15 protein-coding genes, 1 pseudogene and 1 riboswitch are annotated in these 22630 nt (G+C 45.0%); of the genes and pseudogenes, 8 read left to right on the forward strand and 8 right to left on the reverse strand.

The window, feature by feature from the left end; translation table 11 throughout:
* Positions 1–122: 122 nt before the first annotated feature.
* The 3 genes from ACTSEZ_RS00325 (at position 123) to ACTSEZ_RS00335 (ending at position 6800) form a co-directional block, all read left to right on the forward strand.
* Entirely contained in the window at positions 123–1058 is a 936-nt protein-coding gene (locus ACTSEZ_RS00325; RefSeq protein ID WP_369732176.1) for a nucleoside hydrolase, read from the forward strand.
* Positions 1059–1183: 125 nt separating this feature from the next.
* Complete coding sequence (locus ACTSEZ_RS00330) at positions 1184–5413, forward strand: tetratricopeptide repeat protein (RefSeq protein ID WP_369732177.1); 4230 nt, start codon at positions 1184–1186, stop codon at positions 5411–5413.
* Positions 5414–5864: 451 nt separating this feature from the next.
* Positions 5865–6800, forward strand: a complete 936-nt coding sequence (locus ACTSEZ_RS00335) for a manganese-dependent inorganic pyrophosphatase (RefSeq protein WP_369732178.1) — start codon at positions 5865–5867, stop codon at positions 6798–6800.
* 48 nt (positions 6801–6848) lie between these two features.
* Here ACTSEZ_RS00335 and ACTSEZ_RS00340 read toward each other — a convergent pair whose 3' ends face one another.
* From ACTSEZ_RS00340 to ACTSEZ_RS00365, 6 genes and pseudogenes are all read right to left on the reverse strand, one after another.
* Entirely contained in the window at positions 6849–6983 is a 135-nt protein-coding gene (locus ACTSEZ_RS00340) for a YjcZ family sporulation protein (protein WP_081870098.1), read from the reverse strand.
* Between the two features lie 176 nt (positions 6984–7159).
* Positions 7160–7345: a hypothetical protein gene (locus ACTSEZ_RS00345; protein ID WP_029282716.1), complete on the reverse strand. Its 186-nt coding sequence runs from the start codon at positions 7343–7345 to the stop codon at positions 7160–7162.
* 437 nt (positions 7346–7782) lie between these two features.
* A pseudogene (locus tag ACTSEZ_RS00350) lies at positions 7783–8651 on the reverse strand (SDR family oxidoreductase).
* A 137-nt stretch (positions 8652–8788) separates the two neighbouring features.
* Positions 8789–12202, reverse strand: a complete 3414-nt coding sequence (metH, locus tag ACTSEZ_RS00355) for a methionine synthase (RefSeq protein WP_369732179.1) — start codon at positions 12200–12202, stop codon at positions 8789–8791.
* Entirely contained in the window at positions 12195–14048 is a 1854-nt protein-coding gene (locus tag ACTSEZ_RS00360; RefSeq protein ID WP_369732180.1) for a bifunctional homocysteine S-methyltransferase/methylenetetrahydrofolate reductase, read from the reverse strand. The genes metH and ACTSEZ_RS00360 overlap by 8 nt, the downstream gene beginning before the upstream one ends.
* 85 nt (positions 14049–14133) lie before the next feature.
* Positions 14134–14234: riboswitch (SAM riboswitch) on the reverse strand.
* A 159-nt stretch (positions 14235–14393) separates the two neighbouring features.
* Complete coding sequence (locus ACTSEZ_RS00365) at positions 14394–14885, reverse strand: YajQ family cyclic di-GMP-binding protein (RefSeq protein WP_029282708.1); 492 nt, start codon at positions 14883–14885, stop codon at positions 14394–14396.
* 99 nt (positions 14886–14984) lie between these two features.
* Here ACTSEZ_RS00365 and ACTSEZ_RS00370 point away from each other — a divergent pair, with 99 nt between their 5' ends.
* From ACTSEZ_RS00370 to ACTSEZ_RS00385, 4 genes are all read left to right on the forward strand, one after another.
* Complete coding sequence (locus tag ACTSEZ_RS00370; protein WP_369732181.1) at positions 14985–15842, forward strand: CvfB family protein; 858 nt, start codon at positions 14985–14987, stop codon at positions 15840–15842.
* Between the two features lie 206 nt (positions 15843–16048).
* Positions 16049–16954, forward strand: coding sequence for a nuclease-related domain-containing protein (locus ACTSEZ_RS00375; protein ID WP_369732182.1), 906 nt, complete (start codon positions 16049–16051; stop codon positions 16952–16954).
* A gap of 911 nt (positions 16955–17865) precedes the next feature.
* Positions 17866–18825, forward strand: a complete 960-nt coding sequence (locus tag ACTSEZ_RS00380) for a BMP family lipoprotein (protein WP_369732183.1) — start codon at positions 17866–17868, stop codon at positions 18823–18825.
* A 10-nt stretch (positions 18826–18835) separates the two neighbouring features.
* Positions 18836–20488, forward strand: coding sequence for a methyl-accepting chemotaxis protein (locus tag ACTSEZ_RS00385; RefSeq protein ID WP_369732184.1), 1653 nt, complete (start codon positions 18836–18838; stop codon positions 20486–20488).
* A gap of 44 nt (positions 20489–20532) precedes the next feature.
* On the opposite strand, the gene ACTSEZ_RS00390 is transcribed toward ACTSEZ_RS00385, so the two are convergent.
* Both ACTSEZ_RS00390 and ACTSEZ_RS00395 read right to left on the reverse strand, forming a co-directional pair.
* Positions 20533–20664 (reverse strand): DUF3941 domain-containing protein, encoded by a 132-nt coding sequence (locus ACTSEZ_RS00390; RefSeq protein WP_369732185.1) that lies wholly within the window; start codon positions 20662–20664, stop codon positions 20533–20535.
* Between the two features lie 55 nt (positions 20665–20719).
* Positions 20720–21580, reverse strand: coding sequence for a DegV family protein (locus tag ACTSEZ_RS00395; protein ID WP_369732187.1), 861 nt, complete (start codon positions 21578–21580; stop codon positions 20720–20722).
* Between the two features lie 207 nt (positions 21581–21787).
* Here ACTSEZ_RS00395 and ACTSEZ_RS00400 point away from each other — a divergent pair, with 207 nt between their 5' ends.
* Entirely contained in the window at positions 21788–22630 is an 843-nt protein-coding gene (locus ACTSEZ_RS00400; protein ID WP_029282694.1) for a YitT family protein, read from the forward strand.

Here is a 22630-nt window from a genome sequence, read left to right on the forward strand (position 1 = left end):
CAATATGATTTAAGAACTATATACCACCCGGTTCACCAAAAACCCTTTGGATAAAATAGGAATTCTCTAAACGGCTTTTCCTTCATATAGTGAACTATCAAATGGAAAAAGGTGACTGATGCATGAGAAAACTTCTGCTGTTTGCCGACCCCGGCATTGATGACTCGCTTGCGATTATTTATGCTTTGCTGCACCCTGACATAAAACTGCTTGGAGTTGTTACAAGTTTCGGCAATGTCTCAAAGCAGCAGGCAACAGAGAATACTGCCTATCTGCTGAAACTTGCAGGGAGAGAAGATATCCCGGTCATTGAAGGGGCTACCTTCCCGTTAAGCGGTGAATTGTCTGTCTACTATCCTGAAATACACGGCGCGGAAGGCCTCGGTCCGATCAGGCCTCCAAAAGGAATCCGGGTGAATCTAAAAAGATTTTCCCATGTTTTTGAACTGATTGAAAAGCACCCAGATCTGACGATTGCCGATATCGGCAGGCCCACATCGCTTGCCCATGCCTTCAATTTAAACCTTGAAAGGCTGCAGCAGGTGAACGATATTTTCAGCATGGGCGGCGCCTTTTTTGTGCCTGGAAATGTCACGGCGCTTGCTGAAGCAAATTACCACGGGGATCCTGTCGCCGCAAATGTTGTCCTTAACTATGCAAAAAGTGTCCATATCGCGCCCCTCAATGTGACGGACCGGGCCATCGTAACGAGAGAGACTGCCGCGTACATTGATTCCATTTCTAAAAATCCGTTTAAAGCATTGATTCCGTCTGTAACGAATTATTATTCAGACGCTTATGCTAAGCTTAGGCCGCACCAGAATGGTCCATCGATCCACGACGCCTTTGCCATCTACTTTATGATGAATCAGGAAAAAATTTATTCTGTCAAAAAAACCGTTTCTGTTTGTGTTTTGGGAGATGCAAGAGGAATGAGCTTTGCCGATTTCCGTAATCACCTCACCCCGCCTGGCGCGAAACATACCATTGCACTGAATTTTAACTATCAGGATTTTCTGACTGATTTCATCAAGGTCATGGCATCCGAAATCAGCTGAATACCTTCTGCCGAAACCCGCTTTCATGCGGGTTTTTTTGCATAAAAAAATGGATTGCAAAAGCCCCGGAACAGAGTATAGTTACCTTATAAAGCGTTTTACAAACTAACGGGCGAGGGGTAAAAATGAATCTATCTTACATAGAGGAAATGCTTGAAAAGCAAGAATACAAGGCGGCAGTTTCTCACTTTTCAGAGGCGTATCAGAAAATGGCAGCGGAAAATAGTCTGACAGCTTTCAAATCTTTTATCCGCTGCGGCAGCAATGAAAAGGAAATGAAGGAATTGCTGATTGCAGCAGAGGAAAGCCTGATGGATCAGCTGAGCTCCATTATGATTCGGGATATGTACCGGACGGCTCCTTCTCCGCAGACTGCCATCTGGTACAGCGAACAGCTCGCGGATGAACACAAGCTGATTGAGGCAGAAGAGCTGCTTGTTCAGGTTGAGAAACAGGAGCTGACAGAGGAACTGAGAGAAAAGCTCTCTTTTTCCATGGCGACAGTTCTTATGCAGATGAGAAGGCTTGGGGCAGCTTATGAGTATATGAAAAAATGTGAAGCGCTGGCGAAGGACGGCATGAATACAAGGTGGGGCTATTACTACCTTCAAAGCGGCGACTGGGACAAGGCTGTTTCGCTTCTTGAAGCGGGGAAGAAGGATAAGAAAGACGGTGTGATTGCCCGTTTACTTCTCGTTCAGCATTGGGCTCTTCAAGGGGAGGCTGAACGTGCACAGCGTGAGCTTGACGAAGCGATTGCCCTGTACCCTGATTACCCAAAACTTCTTATTGAAAAAATCAGACTTTGTTCAAAGCAAAAGAAGTGGAAAGAGATGCGGGAGACGATTCAGCGGCTGAATGAGCTGTCTCCTTACCGCGATTACAAGAAAATGACCGAATACTACACGGCCGAATCCCATTACGGGGAAGAAGATTTTGATGTTCTTGAATCTTACTTAAACAAACACAGCCATTTTAAAGAGAAGTCCTATTTTAAGCATTTTAAAAAAGAAGGCAGCTTTAAAAAGAAAAATACCGCTTATAAACCGGTCGTGCAGAAGTACAACTATTGTGTTCCTGCCTGTGCAGAGATGGTTTTCAGCATGTACGGGAAAACCGTCAAACAGGATGAGATTGCCGAATCCATTTTTGCCGTAAACGGATCAAAGCTTTCTAAGATGATTGCTTATTTTAAAGAAAAAGAATTCCGGTGCACGTATTTTTTTGGAAACGAAGAGGTATTTAAAGAGCTGCTTGACCGTGATATTGCCATTATGGTTAATATTGATTACCCTACGGCGTCCCATGTGCAATTAATTGTCGGGTATGATGACAGACTTCAGGTTTTTCACGTGCAGGACCCAAACAACAGATATACGCACGAGCTGATGTATGAAGATCTGCAGCGCGAATTTGGAAACAACGGTGCGTTATCGCTTGCCATTTCTCCAATGGGACACTCAGACCTGTCCGGCCTTTTGCCTGATCACGTACATGAGATGTCTGAAAAACTTTTCGCTTTGACCGAAATTTTTCATAAAGAACTCAGCCGTGAAGATCAGGATTTCCTGAAAGAGAATATCGGACACATGGCCGTGTCCGCCTATATCATGAAATACTTGCCGGGTGTTGTGGATGAAGAAATCTTAAACGCTGCTGCAGAAGTCATTTTAAAGCATAAAGAACAGGCGGAATACCACAGTCTTACAGCCGCTATGGCCTATTACAGCGCAAAAAACAATGAACAGGCAGAAAGCTATTTGAAAAGCACCAAGTCCAGCCACTATCCGGGGGTCTATTGGTTGATAAAAGGCAGAATCAGCTACGGTTCGGGGAAGTATGATGAAGCTTATGCGGCTTTTAAAGAAGCCCTGAAAAAAGAGCCTGAAGACCACGTGTTATGGACCTACCTGTCGATGTCAGCATTCAGCAGAAACCATTTAGCCGAAGGGCTGAAGTATTCTGAAATTGCGATGGATATTAACAGCCTGGATCTTTTCACGATCGTCAATCACGGCATTCTTCTTCTTGAAGCAGACCGGCCGAAGGAAGCACGTGACCTGTTGCATGAGTGTCTGAGGGAGAACAAAGATGACGGATATGTCTGGCTTCAGAGGGCCAGATGCGACCTTGCCATTGGCAAATACCGGGCGGCACTCCGCGGATTCCGGACCGCAGCTGCACTGGATCCGGCTGAAGCAGAAGCATTTATTGAACTTGCGGACCTCTATGATTCCGTTTTTAAGGATGAGGAGAAGGCTTTAGGCGTTCTTGAACAGGGAATTCAAACAGCAGATGACAAGACAGAGCTTCTTCATGCAGCGGGCGGTATCCGGGAGAATCGAGAAGAGTATCAGCAGGCCAGGGAACTTTACAGCATGGCGGCTGCCCTTGATGAAAAGGACGCATTTTCACGGATTGCTCTGGCGGCTCTTTACAAAGAAGAAGGGGATACAGCCCGCTTCTTTAAAGAAATTCAGTCGCATTATGAAGCATTTCAGCATGACAGCGAGTTTTTATTTAACGCCGGGAAACGGATGTTTGCTGCAAGCAGCGAAATGGATGAAAGCGAGGCTTTCGAAGAACTTGCTTTGTCCTATATGGAAAAAGCAATCTCCTTTGCCGACGAAAATGTGGAAGAGGCAATGGAGATCTATACAGGCTTGATTGCTGAAACGCCGTATTACCGGAGAGGCCTTGCTTTTTTTGAACGTTTAAAAGAAAAGGTAAGCGAATCGGCCATTTTAGCCTATTCGGGCTACCTCCATGAACAGCAGGGCTCACTTTTTAAAGCAAGAAAATTATATCGGCAGGCTGCTGAAATCTGCGATGAAAAAGTTTTCACGTTCTACCGGCTTGGCGAGGCTGCCTTTAAGCTTGAAGAGTACGCGGAGGCGGAGCGTCATTATAAAAAAGTTCTCGAGCTGGATCCGAAACATGAACAGGCGATGCTCGACCTTGCATCAGTTGCAAACCGCAGAGAAGATAAGACTGCAGAAAAAGACTATCTCCTGTCCGCTTTCCATGTTGATCCTTACTGTATTTCAGCAGAAGTTCTGCTGGATTTAATGGAAACAAAAGCAGAAGCAGAGTCCTTTAAACAGGACCTATTGAAGCTTGAAGGAACAGTGGAAGAGGCATTCCTTCACCATTCTCTCTCACATGTCTATGCAAAACTCGGCGAAGCTGAGAAAGAGGAACAGCACCTCATGCAGGCTCTTGAACTTGATCCGGACCAATTGCAGGTGCAGCATCATTATGCAGCATTTCTGATCAGTCGCGGGAAAGCAAAAGAGGCAAAAGCTCTCCTGTACAAGCTGATCCATGATCATCCGGGTACAAGGAAGCTTTATGACACACTGATTGATTTGATGATTGAAACAAAGACGATACAAAAGCTTGAAGGAGAACTGAAAAAATGGAAGGTTTCTAATGAAGAAAAAAGCATCATTTTTATGCATGCGGCTCTTTCTTATGAAAGACACTTAAACGATATGCAGGAAGCGTTCGAAGATGCTGAAAAGCAAAGAGGCTGGCTGAAGCGGATTACAGGTTTCTCAAAAGCGAGTTTAAAGTTTGGGCTTCTTATCCATTTTTACGAAGAGGCAGTAAAACTGGACAGGGAGAACGGGACAGCGGTCAATTGGTTTGCTGATTGTTACCTCCAGCTTGGACTTAACGAGGATGCCATTAAAGTGCTGCAGCAATCACTTCGCCATGCATTTGATCCTGCTGCTGCCTATAAGCTTGCAGGTCTTCTTATTCAAGAAGCGGCAATCGCGGGTGAAAAGAAAGCCGTGCGCTTCCTGTCAGAGGCATGCGGTCTGCTTGAAGCGCTGATTGAGGATGAAGAAGATGCAGATTATTACACTCTTCTTGGCATGGCCCTGCTTGAATTCGGAGATTTTGAGGAAGCAGAAGATGCGTTTAAACGGGCTTTGGAGATTGATCCGGAAGTGGAAAAGGGACATTTCCATCTTGCAAGACTCTATACGGAAGCGGAAAAGTACAGACAGGCAGAAGCTAACATCAGGCAGGCAATGATGATCAGTCCTGACGACCACGACAACTACAATCAGCTCGGCCTCATTTACAGACATGAATTCAAGCTGAAAGAAGCTCTTGAAGCCGTTGAAGCGGCAATCGCACTCCAGCCTGAGGATCTTCTCTGTCTTTATAACAGAGCCTGCTATCTTGCCTCAATGAAACGGTTTGAAGAAGCCGCAGAACAGCTTGAGGCCCTGTATGAACTTGATGAAGACTTCATCTTCACGGAAATGGCCGAAGAGGATGAAGACCTCGAGCCGCTTAAAGAAGCGGGATACTTCCCGGTGAATAAAGCAGCCGGCAGATAAACCCCTCGACTTGAAAAAGAGGGCGGAAAGCGGTCATAATAAACTGGAGAATGTTTAAAACACGAGTGGACTGAAGCGGAAGGCACTTGACTCCTTGTCCAGCTGCAGCGCCCAACTCCTCTGTCAGAACAAAATCCCCCAAAAAGTCAAAACCGGACTTTTCGGGTGATTTCTTATCTGACTGCCGGAGCAAAACGGGCGCTTCCGCTTTTCTAAGGGGATGAAGAGGGCACTGAAGATCCCGCAGCGCAGCGAGGAAGCTTCAGGCACTCCCCTCGGAAAGCAAGTGACTGGAGCGCAAGGGAACGGGTACGATTTAGAATTTACAATGATCATACAAACAGCCTGACATTGAAATCAAAAACAACAATCCATTAAAGACATTTTTCTGTTAAAATAAAAGAATATATGCTGATTCAGCAAAAACAGATAGAATAAAGGAGTTTTTCAGATGGAAAAAGTATTGATCTTTGGTCATAAAAACCCGGATACAGATACGATTTGCTCTGCAATTGCGTATGCTGATCTTAAAACAAAGCTAGGCATGAATGCAGAGCCTGTCCGCCTCGGAGAAATCAACGGCGAAACAGAATTTGCTCTGAATACATTTGGAGTTGACGTTCCAAGACTGATTGAAACAGCTGCAAATGAGACAAGCCAGGTCATTTTAGTCGACCATAACGAACGCCAGCAAAGTGTCAGTGACATCGAAAAAGTACACGTACTTGAGGTTATTGACCATCACCGCATCGCAAACTTTGAAACAAGCGATCCGCTTTATTACCGCGCGGAGCCTGTCGGATGCACAGCTACAATCCTGAACAAGATTTACAAAGAGAACGGCGTGAGCATTCCAAAAGAAATTGCGGGACTTATGCTGTCTGCCATCATCTCTGATTCGTTATTATTTAAATCACCTACATGCACGGAGCAGGATGTAGCAGCTGCGAAAGAACTTGCAGCCATTGCCGGCGTGGATGCAGAAGTGTACGGACTTGATATGCTGAAAGCAGGAGCTGACCTCAGCGGCAAAACAGTTTCCGAACTCATTTCTCTTGATGCAAAAGAATTCTCAATGGGCGATTACAAAGTGGAGATTGCACAGGTAAATGCGGTAGACCCTAACGACATTCTTGTTCATAAAGAAGAAATCGAAGCGATGGTTTCAGCGGTTATCGCTGAAAAAGAATTGGACTTGTTCGTATTTGTCGTAACAGATATCCTGATCAATGATTCCGTTGCCATTGCTCTTGGCCGTGAAACACGCGCGGTAGAACAGGCATACGATGTAAAGCTTATTGATAACATGGCGGTGCTGAAAGGCGTTGTATCCCGCAAGAAACAAATTGTACCTGTCCTGACAGAAGTTTTAACAAACGCACTGTAAAGTTTCATTTAAAAAAACGGCCTGCACTGCAGGCCGTTTTTTTTGTTTTTAGCAGTAGCCAGGTCCAGGACCATAACCAGCGCCGCCGACAAAAGAAGCACCGATGATAATCAGCAAAATAAACAATACGATAATTAGCGCGAATCCATTATTGTATCCGCCGCCGCATCCATCTTTACTCATGGTTGTGTCTCCTCCAATCATGAAATCGTGAGCTTTTCTCTTGCTCAAATTTAGGGTATGCGGAAGGAAGAATTATGTTAGCCTATTTATCTATTGCTTACTGAACTCAGCTCATCAAAGACATTTCCAGCAGCACAAAAAAGACCGGAGAAAAGGATCTCCGGCCTTGAAATCAGCTACTTATTAAATAAGCTTTTGACGCCGTGGAAAATTAAAACGAAAGAAAAAACTAAGATTGCTAAAACGCCAACGACTGTCGTAAACGGTGCGAGGCTTGCAAGGAATGTTCCGGCCAGCGGAAGTTCAACTAGAGCAAAGCCTGCAAGAATGGCTGCAAGGAATAAGAAAATTAATCGATCCATCATTATCCCCTCCTTCCTAATACAGTATATGTAAGCGTTTTCTTAATAGTATAGGTCACATGCACATTTTCTTAAGAATATATAAATTAAAAGCACGAAAAAAGCCCGTTTTTGATACGGGCTTTTATTGCAGCGGTAAACTTATTAGATTTTCTTACTGTCAGGGCTAAATGGGTGATTCCGCTTTTCTTCATTGTCCAGCTCCATCGCTCAGCTCCTCTGTCAGAACGGAATCATCACCAAAGGCAAAAAGCGCCTTTGCCGCTGTTTCCTTATCTGACTCCCGGAGCTAAACGAGCGATTCCGCTTTTCGTGGTGTCCAGCTCCATCGCCCAGCCCTTCCGTCAGAACAAAATCCCCCAAAAAGTCAAAACCGGACTTTTCGGGTGATTTCTTTTCTGCCTGTCAGGGCTAAACGGGCGATTCCGCTTTTCTTCTTAGCCGTTAATGATTTTACCACCGTTCACATGAATCATCTGTCCGGTGATGTAGCTTGAGTCGCTGCTTGCGAGGAATACGTAGCTTGGCGCAAGCTCATCAGGCTGTCCGGGGCGTCCCATTGGCGTGTCGGCGCCGAACTCTGAAACTTTTTCTGCATCAAACGTTGAAGGGATGAGCGGTGTCCAGATTGGGCCCGGAGCTACGCCGTTTACCCGGATGCCTTTTTTCACAAGAGACATGGAAAGGGAGCGTGTGAACGTCGTAATAGCCCCTTTTGTAGCTGAATAATCAATCAGCTGTTCGTTTCCTGCATAAGCTGTTATGGATGACGTGTTGATGATGCTGCTTCCCTGTTTCAGGTGGGGAAGGGCTGCTTTTGTCATATAGAAGAAAGAGAAAATATTTGTTTTGAATGTGCGTTCAAGCTGCTCTTTTGTAATTTCCTCAATGCCGGCCTGCGGATGCTGCTCAGCCGCATTGTTGACAAGAATGTCAATTCTGCCGAACTTGCTGACTGTTTCGTTTACTACCTGTCCGCAAAATGCTTCATCTCCGATATCTCCCGGAATAAGCAGACACTGTCTGCCTTCCTGTTCAACAAGGCGTTTCGTTTCATTCGCATCATCGTGTTCATCCAAATAGGAAATGACAACATTTGCGCCTTCTCTTGCAAAGTGGACGGCTACCGACCGCCCGATGCCTGAATCAAGCCTGTGATGATCGCTGTTTTATCCGAAAGCTTGCCGCTGCCTATGTATTGATGGCTGTCAAACTCGGGTTTTGGATGCATCTGATTTTCATGCCCTGGCTGCACATCCTGATGCTGCGCAGGCATCGTTTTTTTTGTTTGGCTGTTTTGACTCATTTACAATCCCTCCAGGTTTTAATCACATTTAGTATGGTGAAAAATCCGATAAGTATGTTGGATATGCTGTTTATATTCCCTGTCAGTCTCTAATAAAACACCTGATTTTGTGCAAAAAAAAAACTGAGACAGAAGTCTCAGTTCAAAACGTTGAAATACCGTGCTTCAGGATGGGCAACGACTATGGCCGTAACAGATGCTTCAGGTTCCATCATAAAGCCCTCTGTCAGATTCACTCCGATGTCTTCAGGCCTTATCAGATCAAATAATTTGGCCTGGTCATCAAGGTTCGGGCACGCCGGATAGCCGAAAGAGAACCGCTGGCCTTGATACTTGGCTGAAAAACGCTGATCCATTGTAAAGTCCGGCGGATCTGGGAAGCCCCACTGATCGCGGATCAGCTGGTGCGTCCGCTCGGCGAGACCTTCGGCTAGTTCAAGGGCAAGGGCCTGAACGACATGGCTTTTCAAATAGTCGCCCTGTTCCTTGAAGCGGTTTGCAATCTCTCTTACTTTCTTTCCTGCCGTAACAGCAAAGAAGGATACATAGTCTCTCTTTCCGCCGTCCGGACGAACATAGTCTGAAATGCAGCGGTGCGGCAGCTTGGATTGCCTTGGAAAGTCAAAGGTCTGCCGTTTTTCTTCTGTTTCAGGATCCAGAATGTGCAGAGAATTCCCCTCCGATACAGCAGGGAAGAACTGATAAACTGCAGCAGGTTCAAACCATTTTTCCGCCTCTCCCTGCTTCAGGAGCTCATCAATGGTTTCTTTGAGAGCAACAGCTTTTGGATCATTGTTTTTCAGCATTTCTTTTACTTTTCCCTTGAGGCCGAGGTGATGGCCGATCAGCATCTGCATGTTGATATAAGGGATGAGGTGCTGCAAATTGAAATCTTTGATGATATGGCGTCTACAGTCCTCAGGCACAAAAACAGGGGACGGTGCAAGCTCTGCTCTTTTTTCAAGCAGCTCTGTCACTGCGGCAGTCGGTTTCTTTTCAGAAAACCGTTCAGATTGCACTTTTTTCTTTTTAAACTGGGCCGGGTCGACGCGGATCCGGTTTGCAAGTGAAAGGCCGTCCATCGCATCCTTGGCATACACCACCGGGCCGCTGTATTGCGGAGCAATTTTTCCGTCCGCAAACTTTCTGGAAAGGGCAGCGCCGCCGACCAGGATTGGAACCGAAATATCAGCTTCACGCAGATCCTGTGCGGTCAGGACCATTTGTTGGGCTGACTTAACAAGCAGGCCTGAAAGTCCGACAATATCCGGTTTTTCTTTTCTGACAGCTGCGATTAAATCCTGAGGGGTCACTTTAATTCCGAGATCCACTACTTTGTAGCCATTGTTGCTCAGGATAATATCCACAAGGTTTTTCCCGATATCATGCACATCGCCTTTAACCGTTGCAAGCAGGATTTTTCCTTTTCCGCTGTCATCCTTTTTCTCCATATACTGCTCTAAAAAGGAGACGGAAGCCTTCATTACTTCTGCACTTTGAAGAACTTCGGCGACGATCAGCTGGTTTGTATTGAAAAGCTCTCCGACTTCAGCCATTCCGCTCATTAGTGGACCGTTAATAATATCGAGAGGAGCATCATATTCCTTAAGGGCTATTTCAAGGTCTGAAATGAGTCCTTCTTTTGTCCCCTCAACAACATATTGGGCGAGACGCTGCTCAAGCGGAAGGGACTGTACAGGTTTTTTGGATGTTTTTTTCTTCCCGCGATAGTGATTTGTAAAAGCGGCCAGTGTTTCGTCATTTGTGTTAAAAAGAAGAGTCTCTGCCATTTCTACTTCTTCTTTCGGAATGGATGCGAAACGCTCAAGTTTTTCCGTGTTGACAATCGCATAGTCGAGACCTGCCTGTGTACAGTGATAAAGGTAAACGGCATTCAGCACTTCGCGTCCGACAGGCGGGAGACCGAAGGATACGTTGCTGACACCTAGCATGGTCAGACATTCCGGAAGTCGCTCTTTGATCAGGCGGATGCCTTTAATGGTTTCTTCAGCAGAACCAATATACTGCTCGTCTCCTGTGCCGACAGGGAAAACGAGGGGATCAAAAATAATATCTGACGGACTCAGGCCGTGCTTTTCAGTAAGCAGTTCAAACGAACGGACCGCAATATCAAGCTTTTCCTCAGCTGTAAGAGCCATGCCCTTTTCGTCTATGGTTCCGACAACAACAGCGGCACCATATTTATGAATCAGCGGAACAACTGCATCAAAGCGCTCTTCGCCGTCTTCGAGGTTAATCGAGTTGATGATGACTTTTCCCTGGGAATAAGATAGTGCTTTTTCAATGACAGATTCATCGGTTGAATCGATGACAAGCGGCGCCTTTACTTTTTTGGTCACTTCTTTTATGAATGCTTCCATATCCTCAAGTTCATCGCGGTCAGGGTCTGCAAGACAAATATCAATGACATGTGCTCCGTTTTTAACCTGTGCTCTCGCAATTTCAGATGCTTCTTCAAATTTCCCCTCGGCAATCAGGCGCTTGAATTTTCTTGATCCAATGACATTTGTCCGTTCCCCGACAAACAGGGGTCTCATGGAGTCGTCATAAATAAGCGGATCAATACCGGAAACGGTATGTGCCGGATCACGTTCCGGGACGGTGCGCGGATTCAGTTCGCTGACTGCATCTGCGATAGCCGTGATATGTGCGGGTGTGGTTCCGCAGCAGCCGCCGACGATATTGAGCCAGCCCTGTTCTGCAAAACCTTTCACTTTCTGCGCAAGCGAACGCGGTGATTCATGGTATTTTCCTTCCTCATCAGGAAGGCCGGCGTTCGGGTAACAGCTGACTGCTGTATGAGCCATTCCCGACAGCGTCCTGATATGGTCTGTCATAAACTCAGGCCCTGTCGCACAGTTCAGGCCGACAGATAGTGGCTGCATATGTTCAAGGGAAATAAAGAAGGCTTCAATGTCCTGGCCGGCAAGGGTCGTGCCCATCGGTTCAATCGTCCCTGATACCATAAGCGGGATTTCTTTTCCAGTCTTCTCAAAGGCACGCTTAATGCCTAAAAAGCCGGCTTTTACATTCAGCAGGTCCTGGCTCGTTTCAAGAAGAAGCAGATCGGCTCCGCCTGCAAGCAGTCCCAGTGTCTGTTCTTCATAGTTCTCGATCAGTTCTTCAAATGTGGCTCCTCCCGTAACAGAGAGCGTTTTTGTAGTCGGTCCCATTGAGCCTGCTACAAAGCGGGGCCATTCAGGTGTTGAGTATATTTCAGCAGCTCTTTTTGCAATTTCAGCTGCTTTTTTATTCAGTTCGAAAGCAAGGTGCCCAAGATCGTATTCATCCAGAACGATTTTGGTAGCTCCGAACGTATTTGTCTCAATAATATCTGCTTTTGCTTCAAGATAAGCTTCATGGATCGATTGAATGACCTCAGGTGCAGTTATAGTCAAATATTCGTTGCATCCTTCATAGGCTTCTCCGCCGAAGTCATCTGCAGAAAGATTGGCGTCCTGAATCATGGTGCCCATCGCTCCGTCCAGAACGAGGATTTTTTTCTCAAGCTGTTTTTTTATATCAGACATGCGTAATCTTCCTTTCGGTGGCCTCAGACTCTTTTTTATGAATATAGTTCGTTAGTTCCACGGTCAGTTCATAATTCAAAAACGGCGTGATCAAGTAAATTCCGTTGAACAGATTAAATGCAGCATCAATCAGGTTTTTGGCAATGGCCAGACCCTCCTGATACGATTTTTCCTTGTCATCTCCGGCATTGGCCATTTTTTCGCGGATGCTGTCAGACAGGGTAATGCCCGGTATCTCATTATGAATAAATTCGGCATTCCGGCTGCTTGTGAGCGGCATAATGCCGATGTAGATTGGTACGGTTAAGTGTTTTGTTTCTTCATAAACATCAAGCAGCTGTTTTTCGGAATAAATCGGCTGGGAGATAAAATAATCAGCTCCGCAGGCGATTTTTTTCTCAAGCCTTTTGACGGCTTTATCAAGATACTTCACATTCGGGTTGAAAGCGGCGGCAACTGAGAAGTTCGTTTTTTCGCCAAGCGGCTTTCCTGAGTAAGAAAGCCCGTCATTAAACTGCTTAATCAGACTGATCAAATCAAAGGAAGAAAGGTCATAAACAGAAGTTGCCCCCGGGAAATCCCCGATTTTGGACGGATCTCCGGTTATGGCTAGAACATCTGTTAAGCCAAGAGTGTGGAGCCCCATTAAATGTGACTGCAGGCCGATTAAATTCCGGTCACGGCACGTAATATGGATCAGCGAGCGAAGGCCATGGGTCTGCTGAACGATGGACCCCATCGCGGCATTGCTGATTCTTGGTGAAGCAAGGGAATTATCCGCAAGTGTTAAGGCATCGATTCCAGCCTCCTGCAGGGCCTTTGCTCCTTTTAAAAATTTATCAATCCCGAGCTTCTTCGGCGGGTCAAGCTCCACAATGATGGAGCGTTTTTCTTTTACGATATCCTGAAGCGGAGGATACTTTCTCTCGGCAGCGGAGGCAATGGAGATTTCTTCTTTCCTAGCTTTCACCTTCTTTTCAGTCACCGGAGGCAGTCCTTTAAGTGCAGAAGCCATCGCCCTAATATGATCAGGAGTCGTTCCGCAGCAGCCTCCTATTAATCTCGCACCCTGATTTCTAAAAGCAAGTGCACTTTCAGCGAAGTATTTTTCACCGGATCCGTAAACAAGTCTGCCTTCCTCAATGGTCGGGAGGCTGCTGTTCGGATAAACAGACAGGAATGCCTTTTCGGGAAGAGGAACTTCTTCCAGAGATGAGAGCATATGATAAGGCCCAAGCCTGCAGTTCAGCCCGACAACATTCGCCCCGAGTTCCTCAAGCTGAGACAGGCCGTCAGAAAGAGGAGTGCCGTCCTGAAGAACGCCGATTTCATGAAGGGAAATGTTTGTTATAATCGGCAAGTCTGTTTCTTTCCTGGCAATCTCAAGAACCGTCCTCATTTCTTCAAGATCATAATACGTTTCTAGCAGGAGGCCGTCCGGTTCTTCGTTCAGCAGAAGATAGAGCTGCTCTCTGAAATTTCGCCGCAGGTCCTCAAGGGAATAGGAACCTTTTTTAAAAGCCCGGACCCCGCCGATTGTTCCGAGGACATAGGCAGAGGTGCCTTCCGCAGCTTGCTTTGCAATCTGCACAGCCTTGCGGTTAATGGCGCGCACCTCATCTTCAAGCCCGTATCTTGACAGCTTGATATAATTGGCCCCGTACGTATTTGTCTGAATGACATCAGCTCCGGCATTAAGATACGCCTTATGAACATTCAGAATGTCATCCGGTTTTGACAGGTTCAGTTCTTCAAAACACCGGTCCACACCGTGGGAATAAAGCAAGGTGCCCATTGCTCCGTCCCCGATCAGAATTTTTGTCTGCAAATCTGTTAAAAGTGCCAAAGCTATAAACCTCCTAAAATACAGCTGATAATGGGAAAAAGAAAAAAGCCTTCCAAGAAGAAGACTTTTGAGTATGCATGACTTCTTCTTATCGTCCGATGGATGCATCGCTGGAATTAGCACCTTGGATTACGCCAGGTTGCTGAAGCTTCGACGGGCCAGTCCCTCAGCTTCTCTAGATAAGAATCAAAAATATGAAATTGGCTAAATGATATTATATCTAATTTACATGTTTTTTTCGGGAGATTCAAGTGCGAAAAGTAAAAGTTTTCTGAATTGATGAGGAATTCTTGCCCCAGCCCGGATAAAAAAGACCCAGCAGGAAAAACTGCTGAGTCCGAGCATTTATCTGAAATTAATGAACTGAACATCGATCGGCAGATCCGCTCCGCGGACAGCTGCAATCACCTGCTGCAGGTCGTCTTTGCTTTTGCCAGTAACGCGGACCTGATCATCCTGAACCTGCGTTTTCACTTTAAGTCCTGCATTTTTTATGATCGCATTAATTTTTTTCGCATTGTCCTTATCAATTCCCTGGACAAGCTTTGCACGCTGGCGGATGGTGCCGCCTGATGCGCCTTCAATTTTTCCGTAATCAATATTGCGCGTTGCCACATTGCGCTTGATCAGCTTTGAAATGAACACATCCTTCAGCTGATCCATTTTGAATTCATCATCAGAAACTAAAACAAGCTCCTCTTTTTCGAGCGTAATGCTGCTTTTGCTTCCTTTAAAATCATAGCGTGTGCCGATTTCTTTCATCGTCATCGTGATGGCATTTGTTACCTCAGGCATATCCACCTTCGACACAATATCAAACGAACTGTCCTTGGCCATAAGAATCCTCCCAAAAGTTTGTATTATCTTTAGATTATAGTAGAATGTACATGATATAACAACTAACGGCAGTTCAGCTGCAAAGGAAGGAACGAACACATGAATCCCGGAACGTTTATGACGCTTAAAATAGATGAAAAAGTAGATTACGGATATTATTTAACAGATGGAGAAAGCCGAGTACTGCTTCACAAAACGGAAATCACTGAACCGATTGAAGAATTGGACGAGGTTGAGGTGTACCTGATTGTGGACCATGAAGACCGTCTCGCTGCAACAATGAAAAAGCCGACGATATCAGAAGACCGGTTCGGATGGGTAGATGTAGTCAGTGTCAGGGAAGACATGGGGGCATTCGTCGACATTGGCCTTTCAAAAGATGCGCTTGTCGACAATGATATTCTACCGGCCTACGTCAGTGTATGGCCAATAGAAGGCGACAAGCTCTACTGTTCCCTGAAAGTGACGAAAAACGGAAGATTTTTCACAAAGCTTGCAACGGAAGATGTCATGCAGGAAAACATCGTCCCGGCTGCAGGAGTCCGGAACAATCAGACCGTTACAGGCAGAGTCTACCGAATCATTATTGCCGGTTCTTTCATCATAACTGAAGAAGGCTACAAAGGATTCATCCACTCCTCCCAGCGCAAAAGAGAGCCGCGTCTTGGCGAGCTTGTAACAGGACGCGTTGTTGATGTGAAGGAAGACGGAACCCTTAACGTTTCTCTCCTTCCGTTCAAACATGAGGCATTGGATGAGGATGCACAAGTGATCTGTGATTACATGGAAGAAAGAGGAGGAGCCATGCCCTTCTTTGACAAGAGCGATCCCGATGACATTAAAGAACGCTTCAACATGAGCAAAGGGGCATTCAAGCGTGCGCTCGGCTCACTCATGAAAGCAGGGAAGGTTTATCAGGAAGACGGCTGGACCTATTTTAAAAAAGAACAACAGTAAGCGCCTATGCGTTTGCTGTTTTTTTATGGGGAAAATTTGATTTTGGGTTTTTGCCGGGAGAAGGGGATTGTTTTATGATGGATGTGTAAAGAAGGAAGGGCAGGTGGTGATTGATCCGAAGTAAGGAAGGGGAATTGATTTATGGAACTGAAAAAATGAATGAGGAATTGATGGATCTGATAAAAACGAAAGGGGATGTTTATTAGTTGAAGGACTTAAAGGAAAACCGGGAATTGCTTGTTTACCGGAGCTTGAACGCCAGATCCGTTTTGGATGAAGAAGCTCTCATCTGCTTGGGGCAGCTTGAAAAAGGGTTCCAGGGAGAAAAGTATTTTGAGCAGTGGCTCAAGGAGAATGGAGGGAAGGGTATAGTATTAAGCGATTTGCTCTTTGAAATCAGCGGATCATTCGTACAAATTGATTCCATATTTTTAAAGGCTGATAAAATGTACGTGTTCAATGTTAAAAACTCGGAAGGTGATTACTTCGCAGAAGGAGAAAGATGGTCGACCCCGGCCAAAAAAGAAATGAAAAACCCCCTGCTTCAGCTCAAAAGAAGTGAAGCCTTGCTCACTCGGCTCCTCCAGGATCAAAGCATCAAGTTTCCCCTCGAACCATTTGTCGTCTTTGTAAACCACCGCTTTCACCTCTACAATGCTCCAATGGACCAACCCATCATTTATCACCCCCAGCTGAACCGTTTTGCAGAAAAACTCAATCATAAGCGGGGCAGATTAACTGCCTTTCATGACATGCTCGCCAAAAAACTTCTGGAATCGCACGTGGAAGAATATCCGTTTTTGAAGCTGCCGGAGTATGGGTATGAAGGGCTGGAAAAAGGCATTATATGTCCCCAATGCCTATTGCTGTATACTCTCTTTAACAACAGAAATTTTATATGCTCAAATTGTAAAACAACCGAACCGCTTCTTCCTGCAGTATTACGGGCAATAGGTGAATTCAGGCTTCTTTTTCCGGAAAAGAGAATCACTACAGGTCAAATTCATGAATGGTGTAACCTTGTTTTATCAAAAAAGACAATAAGAAAAATTCTGTACGCACATTTTGAACATATAGGGCGCGGAAGGTCTTCTCACTTTGTAGATAAATAAAATTAGTGCCATTGAAAAAAAAGATATTTCTGAATGATAGGTCCTAACTTAGAGATAAGTGCCTTCAAGAAAGGAATTTTTCTGTTTGGTGGTTCCGATCTCATCAATAAGTGCTATCAAGAAAGGAATTTTACTGTTTGGTGGTTCCGATTTCATCGATAAGTGCTATCAAGAGAGGAATTTTTCTGTTTGGTGGTTCCGATTTCATCGATAAGTGCTATCAAGAGAGGAATTTTTCTGTTTGGTGGTTCCGATTTCATCGATAAGTGCTATCAAGAGAGGAATTTTTCTGTTTGGTGGTTCCGATTTCATCGATAAGTGCTATCAAGAGAGGAATTTTTCTGTTTGGTGGTTCCGATTTCATCGATAAGTGCTATCAAGAGAGGAATTTTTCTGTGTGGTGGTTCAGATCTCATCGATAAGTGCCACCAAAACAGAAAATCCTCCGTTTGGTGGTTCCGAACTCATAGATAAGTGCCATCAAGACAGAAATCACACGTCTTGATGGTTCCGAACTCAGAGATAAGTGCCATCAAGACAGAAATCCAGGGTCTTGATGGTTCCCAACTCTGAGGTAAGTACCACCAAAACAAAAAATCCTCCGTTTGGTGGTTCCGAACTCAGAGATAAGTGCCATCAAGACAGAAATCCAGGGTCTTGATGGTTCCCAACTCTGAGATAAGTACCACCAAAACAAAAAATCCTCCGTTTGGTGGTTCTGAACTCAGAGATAAGTGCCATCAAAACAGTAATCCAACCGCTTGATGGTTCTCAACTCTGAGATAAGTGCCACCAAATCAAAAATTCCACCGCTTGATGGTCCCACTAAAATCCCCCTCCCCCCAAAAATAAACTTTCCCCCAAATCCGTCGATAACCTCCTAGTAGAACTTTTTAAGGAGAGAGACATCAATGAAAAAAATTCTGATCATAGTCGCGTCCTGTATGCTGTTTGCCGCCGGGTGCGGGAAGAATGAGGCAGTCAGCAGTGCGGATCAAAAAATAAAAGTAGGGATCATGCTCTCGGATGTGGGGCTTGGGGATCAGTCGTTCAGTGACTCTGCGTTTGCGGGCCTGATGAAATCCCGTGATGAACTTGGCATTTTGTTTGATTACCGGGAGCTTGAAAAAACGGACACTTATGAAAAAGGGATTACTGAGCTTGTTGAAGAGGGCAATGATCTTGTCGTTGGACTTGGGTTTATGGTTCAGGAAGATTTGGAAAAAGCGGCAAAGAAGTATCCGGAACAGAAGTTTTTGCTGATTGATGCGGTTTCTGAGGCTGAGAATATTACCTCAGTTACGTTTAAAGAGGATGAAGGGAGCTTTCTTGCCGGGGTTGTTGCAGCGATGGCTTCTAAAACAAATACGATCGGTTTTATCGGCGGCGCTGATGTTCCGCTTATAAATAAGTTCGCAGACGGATTTGCAGAAGGGGCAAGAACGATCAAGCCTGAGATTGTCATCTACACGGAGTATGCAAATGATTTCGGCAATGACATCAAGGGCGGTGTCATGGCAGACAGCATGATTAAAAGAAAGGCAGATGTTCTTTATGCAGCAGCCGGTTTTACTGGCGCCGGTGTTTTAAAAGCGGCGCAGGACAGCGGAGTATATGCGATTGGTGTGGACAGCGATCAGTATTTTTATGCGGAAAAGGCTGTTGTAACCTCTATGATGAAAAATGTGGATATTGGCATTTTTCAGCTTCTGAAAGATTATGTAAAGAAACAGGAGCTTCCTGAGGGGCATATTGAACTTGGTGTGAAGGATAATGGAGTTCAGCTGGCTCCAATCCGTGTCCTGACCCTGACGGAACAGCAGCAGAAAACGCTTGATCAATGGAAGCAAAAATTAGCAGAGAGCAACTAGGAGGATCACCGTGTCATTAAAGAAAAAATTATTGTTCAATTCTGTCGGCATTATCATACTTGCTACCTTTATGATTGGCTTTATCGTCTTTAACATGCTGATGATTCAAAAAACAAACCAGAATGAAGTTCCTGTGCTTTTGAACGTTGAAAAACTGCAGGGGGAGTTAAACGCATCTAAACAAAGCTTAAACAATTTCGCCTTCTCTCTATCAGATGCGCACAAAGAGGAGGCGCTGCAGTCGCTGAACCGGACCGAAAAGCTTTTAGACAGCCTGGATCAGACCTTGCAGGATAAAAATGGGAAGGCTGCTTTAAGAAAGGCATCAGCCAAATTCGATGAGCTCAAGCAGAAAACGCTGCCTGCACTTGAAGAGAAAAATCAGGCAGAAGTGAAACGCCAGGCTGTAAGAATGGATGGCATCTCAAACGATATTTATTTTGTAAATCTCCATGTTCATGACAGATATACTTTTATTCAAGAAGAAGTTAAAAGACAGATCGAGTTTGTCATTTTGTCAGCGGCCATTGGAACGGCTCTTTTAATTCTTGTTTCAAGTGTTCTTGTGATCAGAATGACATCGTCAATTACGAAGCCTTTAAAAAGCATGTCAGAACAGGCGGCGGCAATTGCACAGGGGAATCTTGCTGTGCAGGCTTTGACCTATAAGGGGAAAGATGAAATCGGGGCGCTCAATGATTCGTTTTCAAGTATGGTGAATCAGCTTAAAGGGCTGATCCTTTCTATTGACACTGTAAGCAAACAGGTCGATGGATTTGCTGAAACCCTTGACAGTGAAACACGTGTTTTAAGTGAAATCAGCGGACAGGTCGTTTTATCAACAGATGAACTGTCCGCAGGATCCCAGTCAATTTCCTCTGATCTTCAAGATGCCGTTTCTCTAATTGAGCGGATGGATGCAGGCTTCAGCGAAAACGTCATACGCTCCCAAAAGTCTGTCATTTTTGGCGAAGAAGCGGCAGGCGCCATTCAGGAGGGGCAGGGGGCAATCAGAACCCAGAGCGATTTGCTGAAAGAAAATGGCGTAATGATGAACCTGATCAATGACTCAACGAAGACATTTTTAGGATATATGACGAAAATCGAAGATATGACGAAGGTCGTCTCCGGCATTGCCGATCAGACCAATCTTCTTGCGCTAAATGCAGCAATCGAGGCTGCGCGCGCAGGGGAAGCGGGAAAGGGATTTGCCGTAGTGGCAGCAGAAGTCAGAAAGCTTGCAGAAGAATCTACGAATGCCACCTCCCAAATCTTTGAAATGGCAAGCCTGATGCAATCCGGCATTGCAAACATTTCTGAATCTGTAGCAAAAGGGGTTTCCCTTGCAGAAAAGCAAAAGTCGGGCATGAACATCACTACACAGGCTTTTCATGCGATTGATGAAAAAGTGAAGAATATTACACTGGAATTGATTAGCCTTGAAGAAGGGGTGAATCACTCGAAAACATTAGGCGGGAATGTTCTGCAAAATGTTGAGAGCATCAGCGCTGTAGTGGAGGAAACAGCAGCGGGAAGTGAAGAAATTTCAGCTTCAACTGCTGAGCAGCTTGCTGCTTTTGAAAAGATGGCTGAAGGGGTTTCAGAGCTGAGAAAGCTGACCTATGATCTGAAACAAACGTTAACACAATTTAAATTAACATAAAAAAACAGCAGCGGATCTTCTCCCGCTGCTGTTTCCATTTCTGATTACAAGTGATCTGTTTTCTTAGAAAATTGTTGTTCGCCTTTTTGGCGGCTTTTTTCACGCATCATGTTTTTTTCATGCTGCTTGGCGTTGTTGTCTTTTGCTTTTTTGTCGTTATCGCTTGTATGGGGCATCATCAAAACTCCTTTAAAAATGATAAGTTTAGGATGCCCTGCGAGAAGAAAAATATTATGAGATCTGTTTGTTTAAGAAAAAGATGGCGATCGTGCCTGGGCCTGAGTGTGCTCCAACGGAACAGCCAACCGTGTTGATGTAAATTTCTTTCGGCTGGAATTCAGTTTGGATCATGGACTTAATTTCATTAGCGGAATCAATGTCGTCGCCATGGCTGATGGCGATTGTCTGATTGCTTAAGTCTGTGCCGCGTTCTTTCATAAGTTCAATGACACGGCGGAATACTTTTTTTCTTCCTCTGATTTTCTCAATAGGAATCAGTTTTCCGTCCTCAACATGCAGAAGAGGCTTAATGTTAAGCAGACCGCCGACAAATGCAGACGTTTTGCTTATGCGGCCGCCTCTAGCGAGATACTCCAAGTTGTCGACGGTGAAAATGTGTTCAGTATGAAGACAGAAGTCCTTTACAGACTCCTCAATTTCGTGTAGAGTTTTTCCTTTACCGGCGAGTTCAGCTGCATATTTAACAGCAAGGCCAAGGCCAAGTGAAGCACATTTTGAATCGATAATCGCAAGCTCAAAATCAGGATATTCTTCTTTTACCTCATTGCCGATCATGACTGCAGTCTGGTATGTGCCTGAAAGCTCTGAAGAAAATGCTACATAGAGAGCAGGTACTTTCTTTTGGGCAAGAGAGGTAAAAATCTCTTTGACATCCAGAGGAGAAATTTGCGTTGTTTTCGCAACTTTCCCTTCTCTCATTGCATCGTAAACTTCCTTCGGTGTTATAGTCAGAAGGTCGCGGTAATCATGGTCACCGATATGCACACCAAGAGGCAGAAGAGTCACTCCGTTGTCTTCGTAAAACTCAAGCGGCAGATCACTTGCACTGTCTGCAAGAATTTGAACAGTCATTTTTACACCTCATTTCATATTAGTTTTCCCACTGACGGGAGAATAGTCTCATTTTGAATGATTTCTTATAGTAAAAGTAGCACTTAGCCAAATAGAAGTAAAGAACAACGAAAGCCCTGAAAAGACATAATTTGTATTGGTCTGCAAGAAAAAAGGGTAAATCAGAAATACTATTAATATCTTATAGCCCGGGAGGATTTTCTGCAAATGGTTTATGAAGAAGTCAAAAAAGGAATAATTGTGATTTTCGGAGCGCTGCTGAACGCTGTGGGCCTGAACCTGTTTATGATTCCGGCGGATGTATATGCCAGCGGATTTACAGGGATTGCCCAGCTTTTATCAAGCGTTTTGATTGAATATACGCCCCTCAACATATCGACCGGGGTTCTGCTGCTCCTGCTGAATATCCCTGTAGCGATTTTAGGCTGGCAGAAGGTCGGGAAATCATTTACGCTCTACAGTGTGCTGAGCGTCGCAGCGACAACCTTCTTTCTGTCGATTGTCCCGCTCTATCCGCTGTCTGAAGACATCCTGCTGAATGCAGTATTCGGAGGCGTGATCGTAGCAATCGGAGTCGGAATTACGCTTAAGTACGGGGCATCAACCGGAGGACTTGATATTGTTGCCATGATTCTCTCACGCATGAAAGATAAGCCCGTGGGAACGTATTTCTTCATTCTGAACGGAATCATCATCTTTACAGCCGGTCTCCTTTACGGATGGGAAAAAGCACTCTATACGCTTGTCACTCTCTACGCATCAACGAGGGTCATCGATGCGATCCATACCCGTCATGAAAAACTGACAGCCATGATTATTACGAAAAAAGCCGATGACCTGAAAAAGGCAATTCATGCTAAAATGGTAAGAGGCATCACGATGGTTCCTGCAAAAGGGGCCTTTACTAACGAACAAAAGGACATGCTGATGATCGTGATTACGCGCTATGAACTTTATGATTTAGAAAAAATCATTAAGGAAGTGGATCCAAAGGCATTTACAAACATTCTTCAGACAACAGGCATCTTTGGGTTCTTCCGCAAAGAATAG

The organism is Metabacillus mesotrionivorans, from assembly GCF_052171315.1.
In the GTDB taxonomy this organism is placed as follows: Bacteria; Bacillota; Bacilli; order Bacillales; family Bacillaceae; genus Bacillus_P.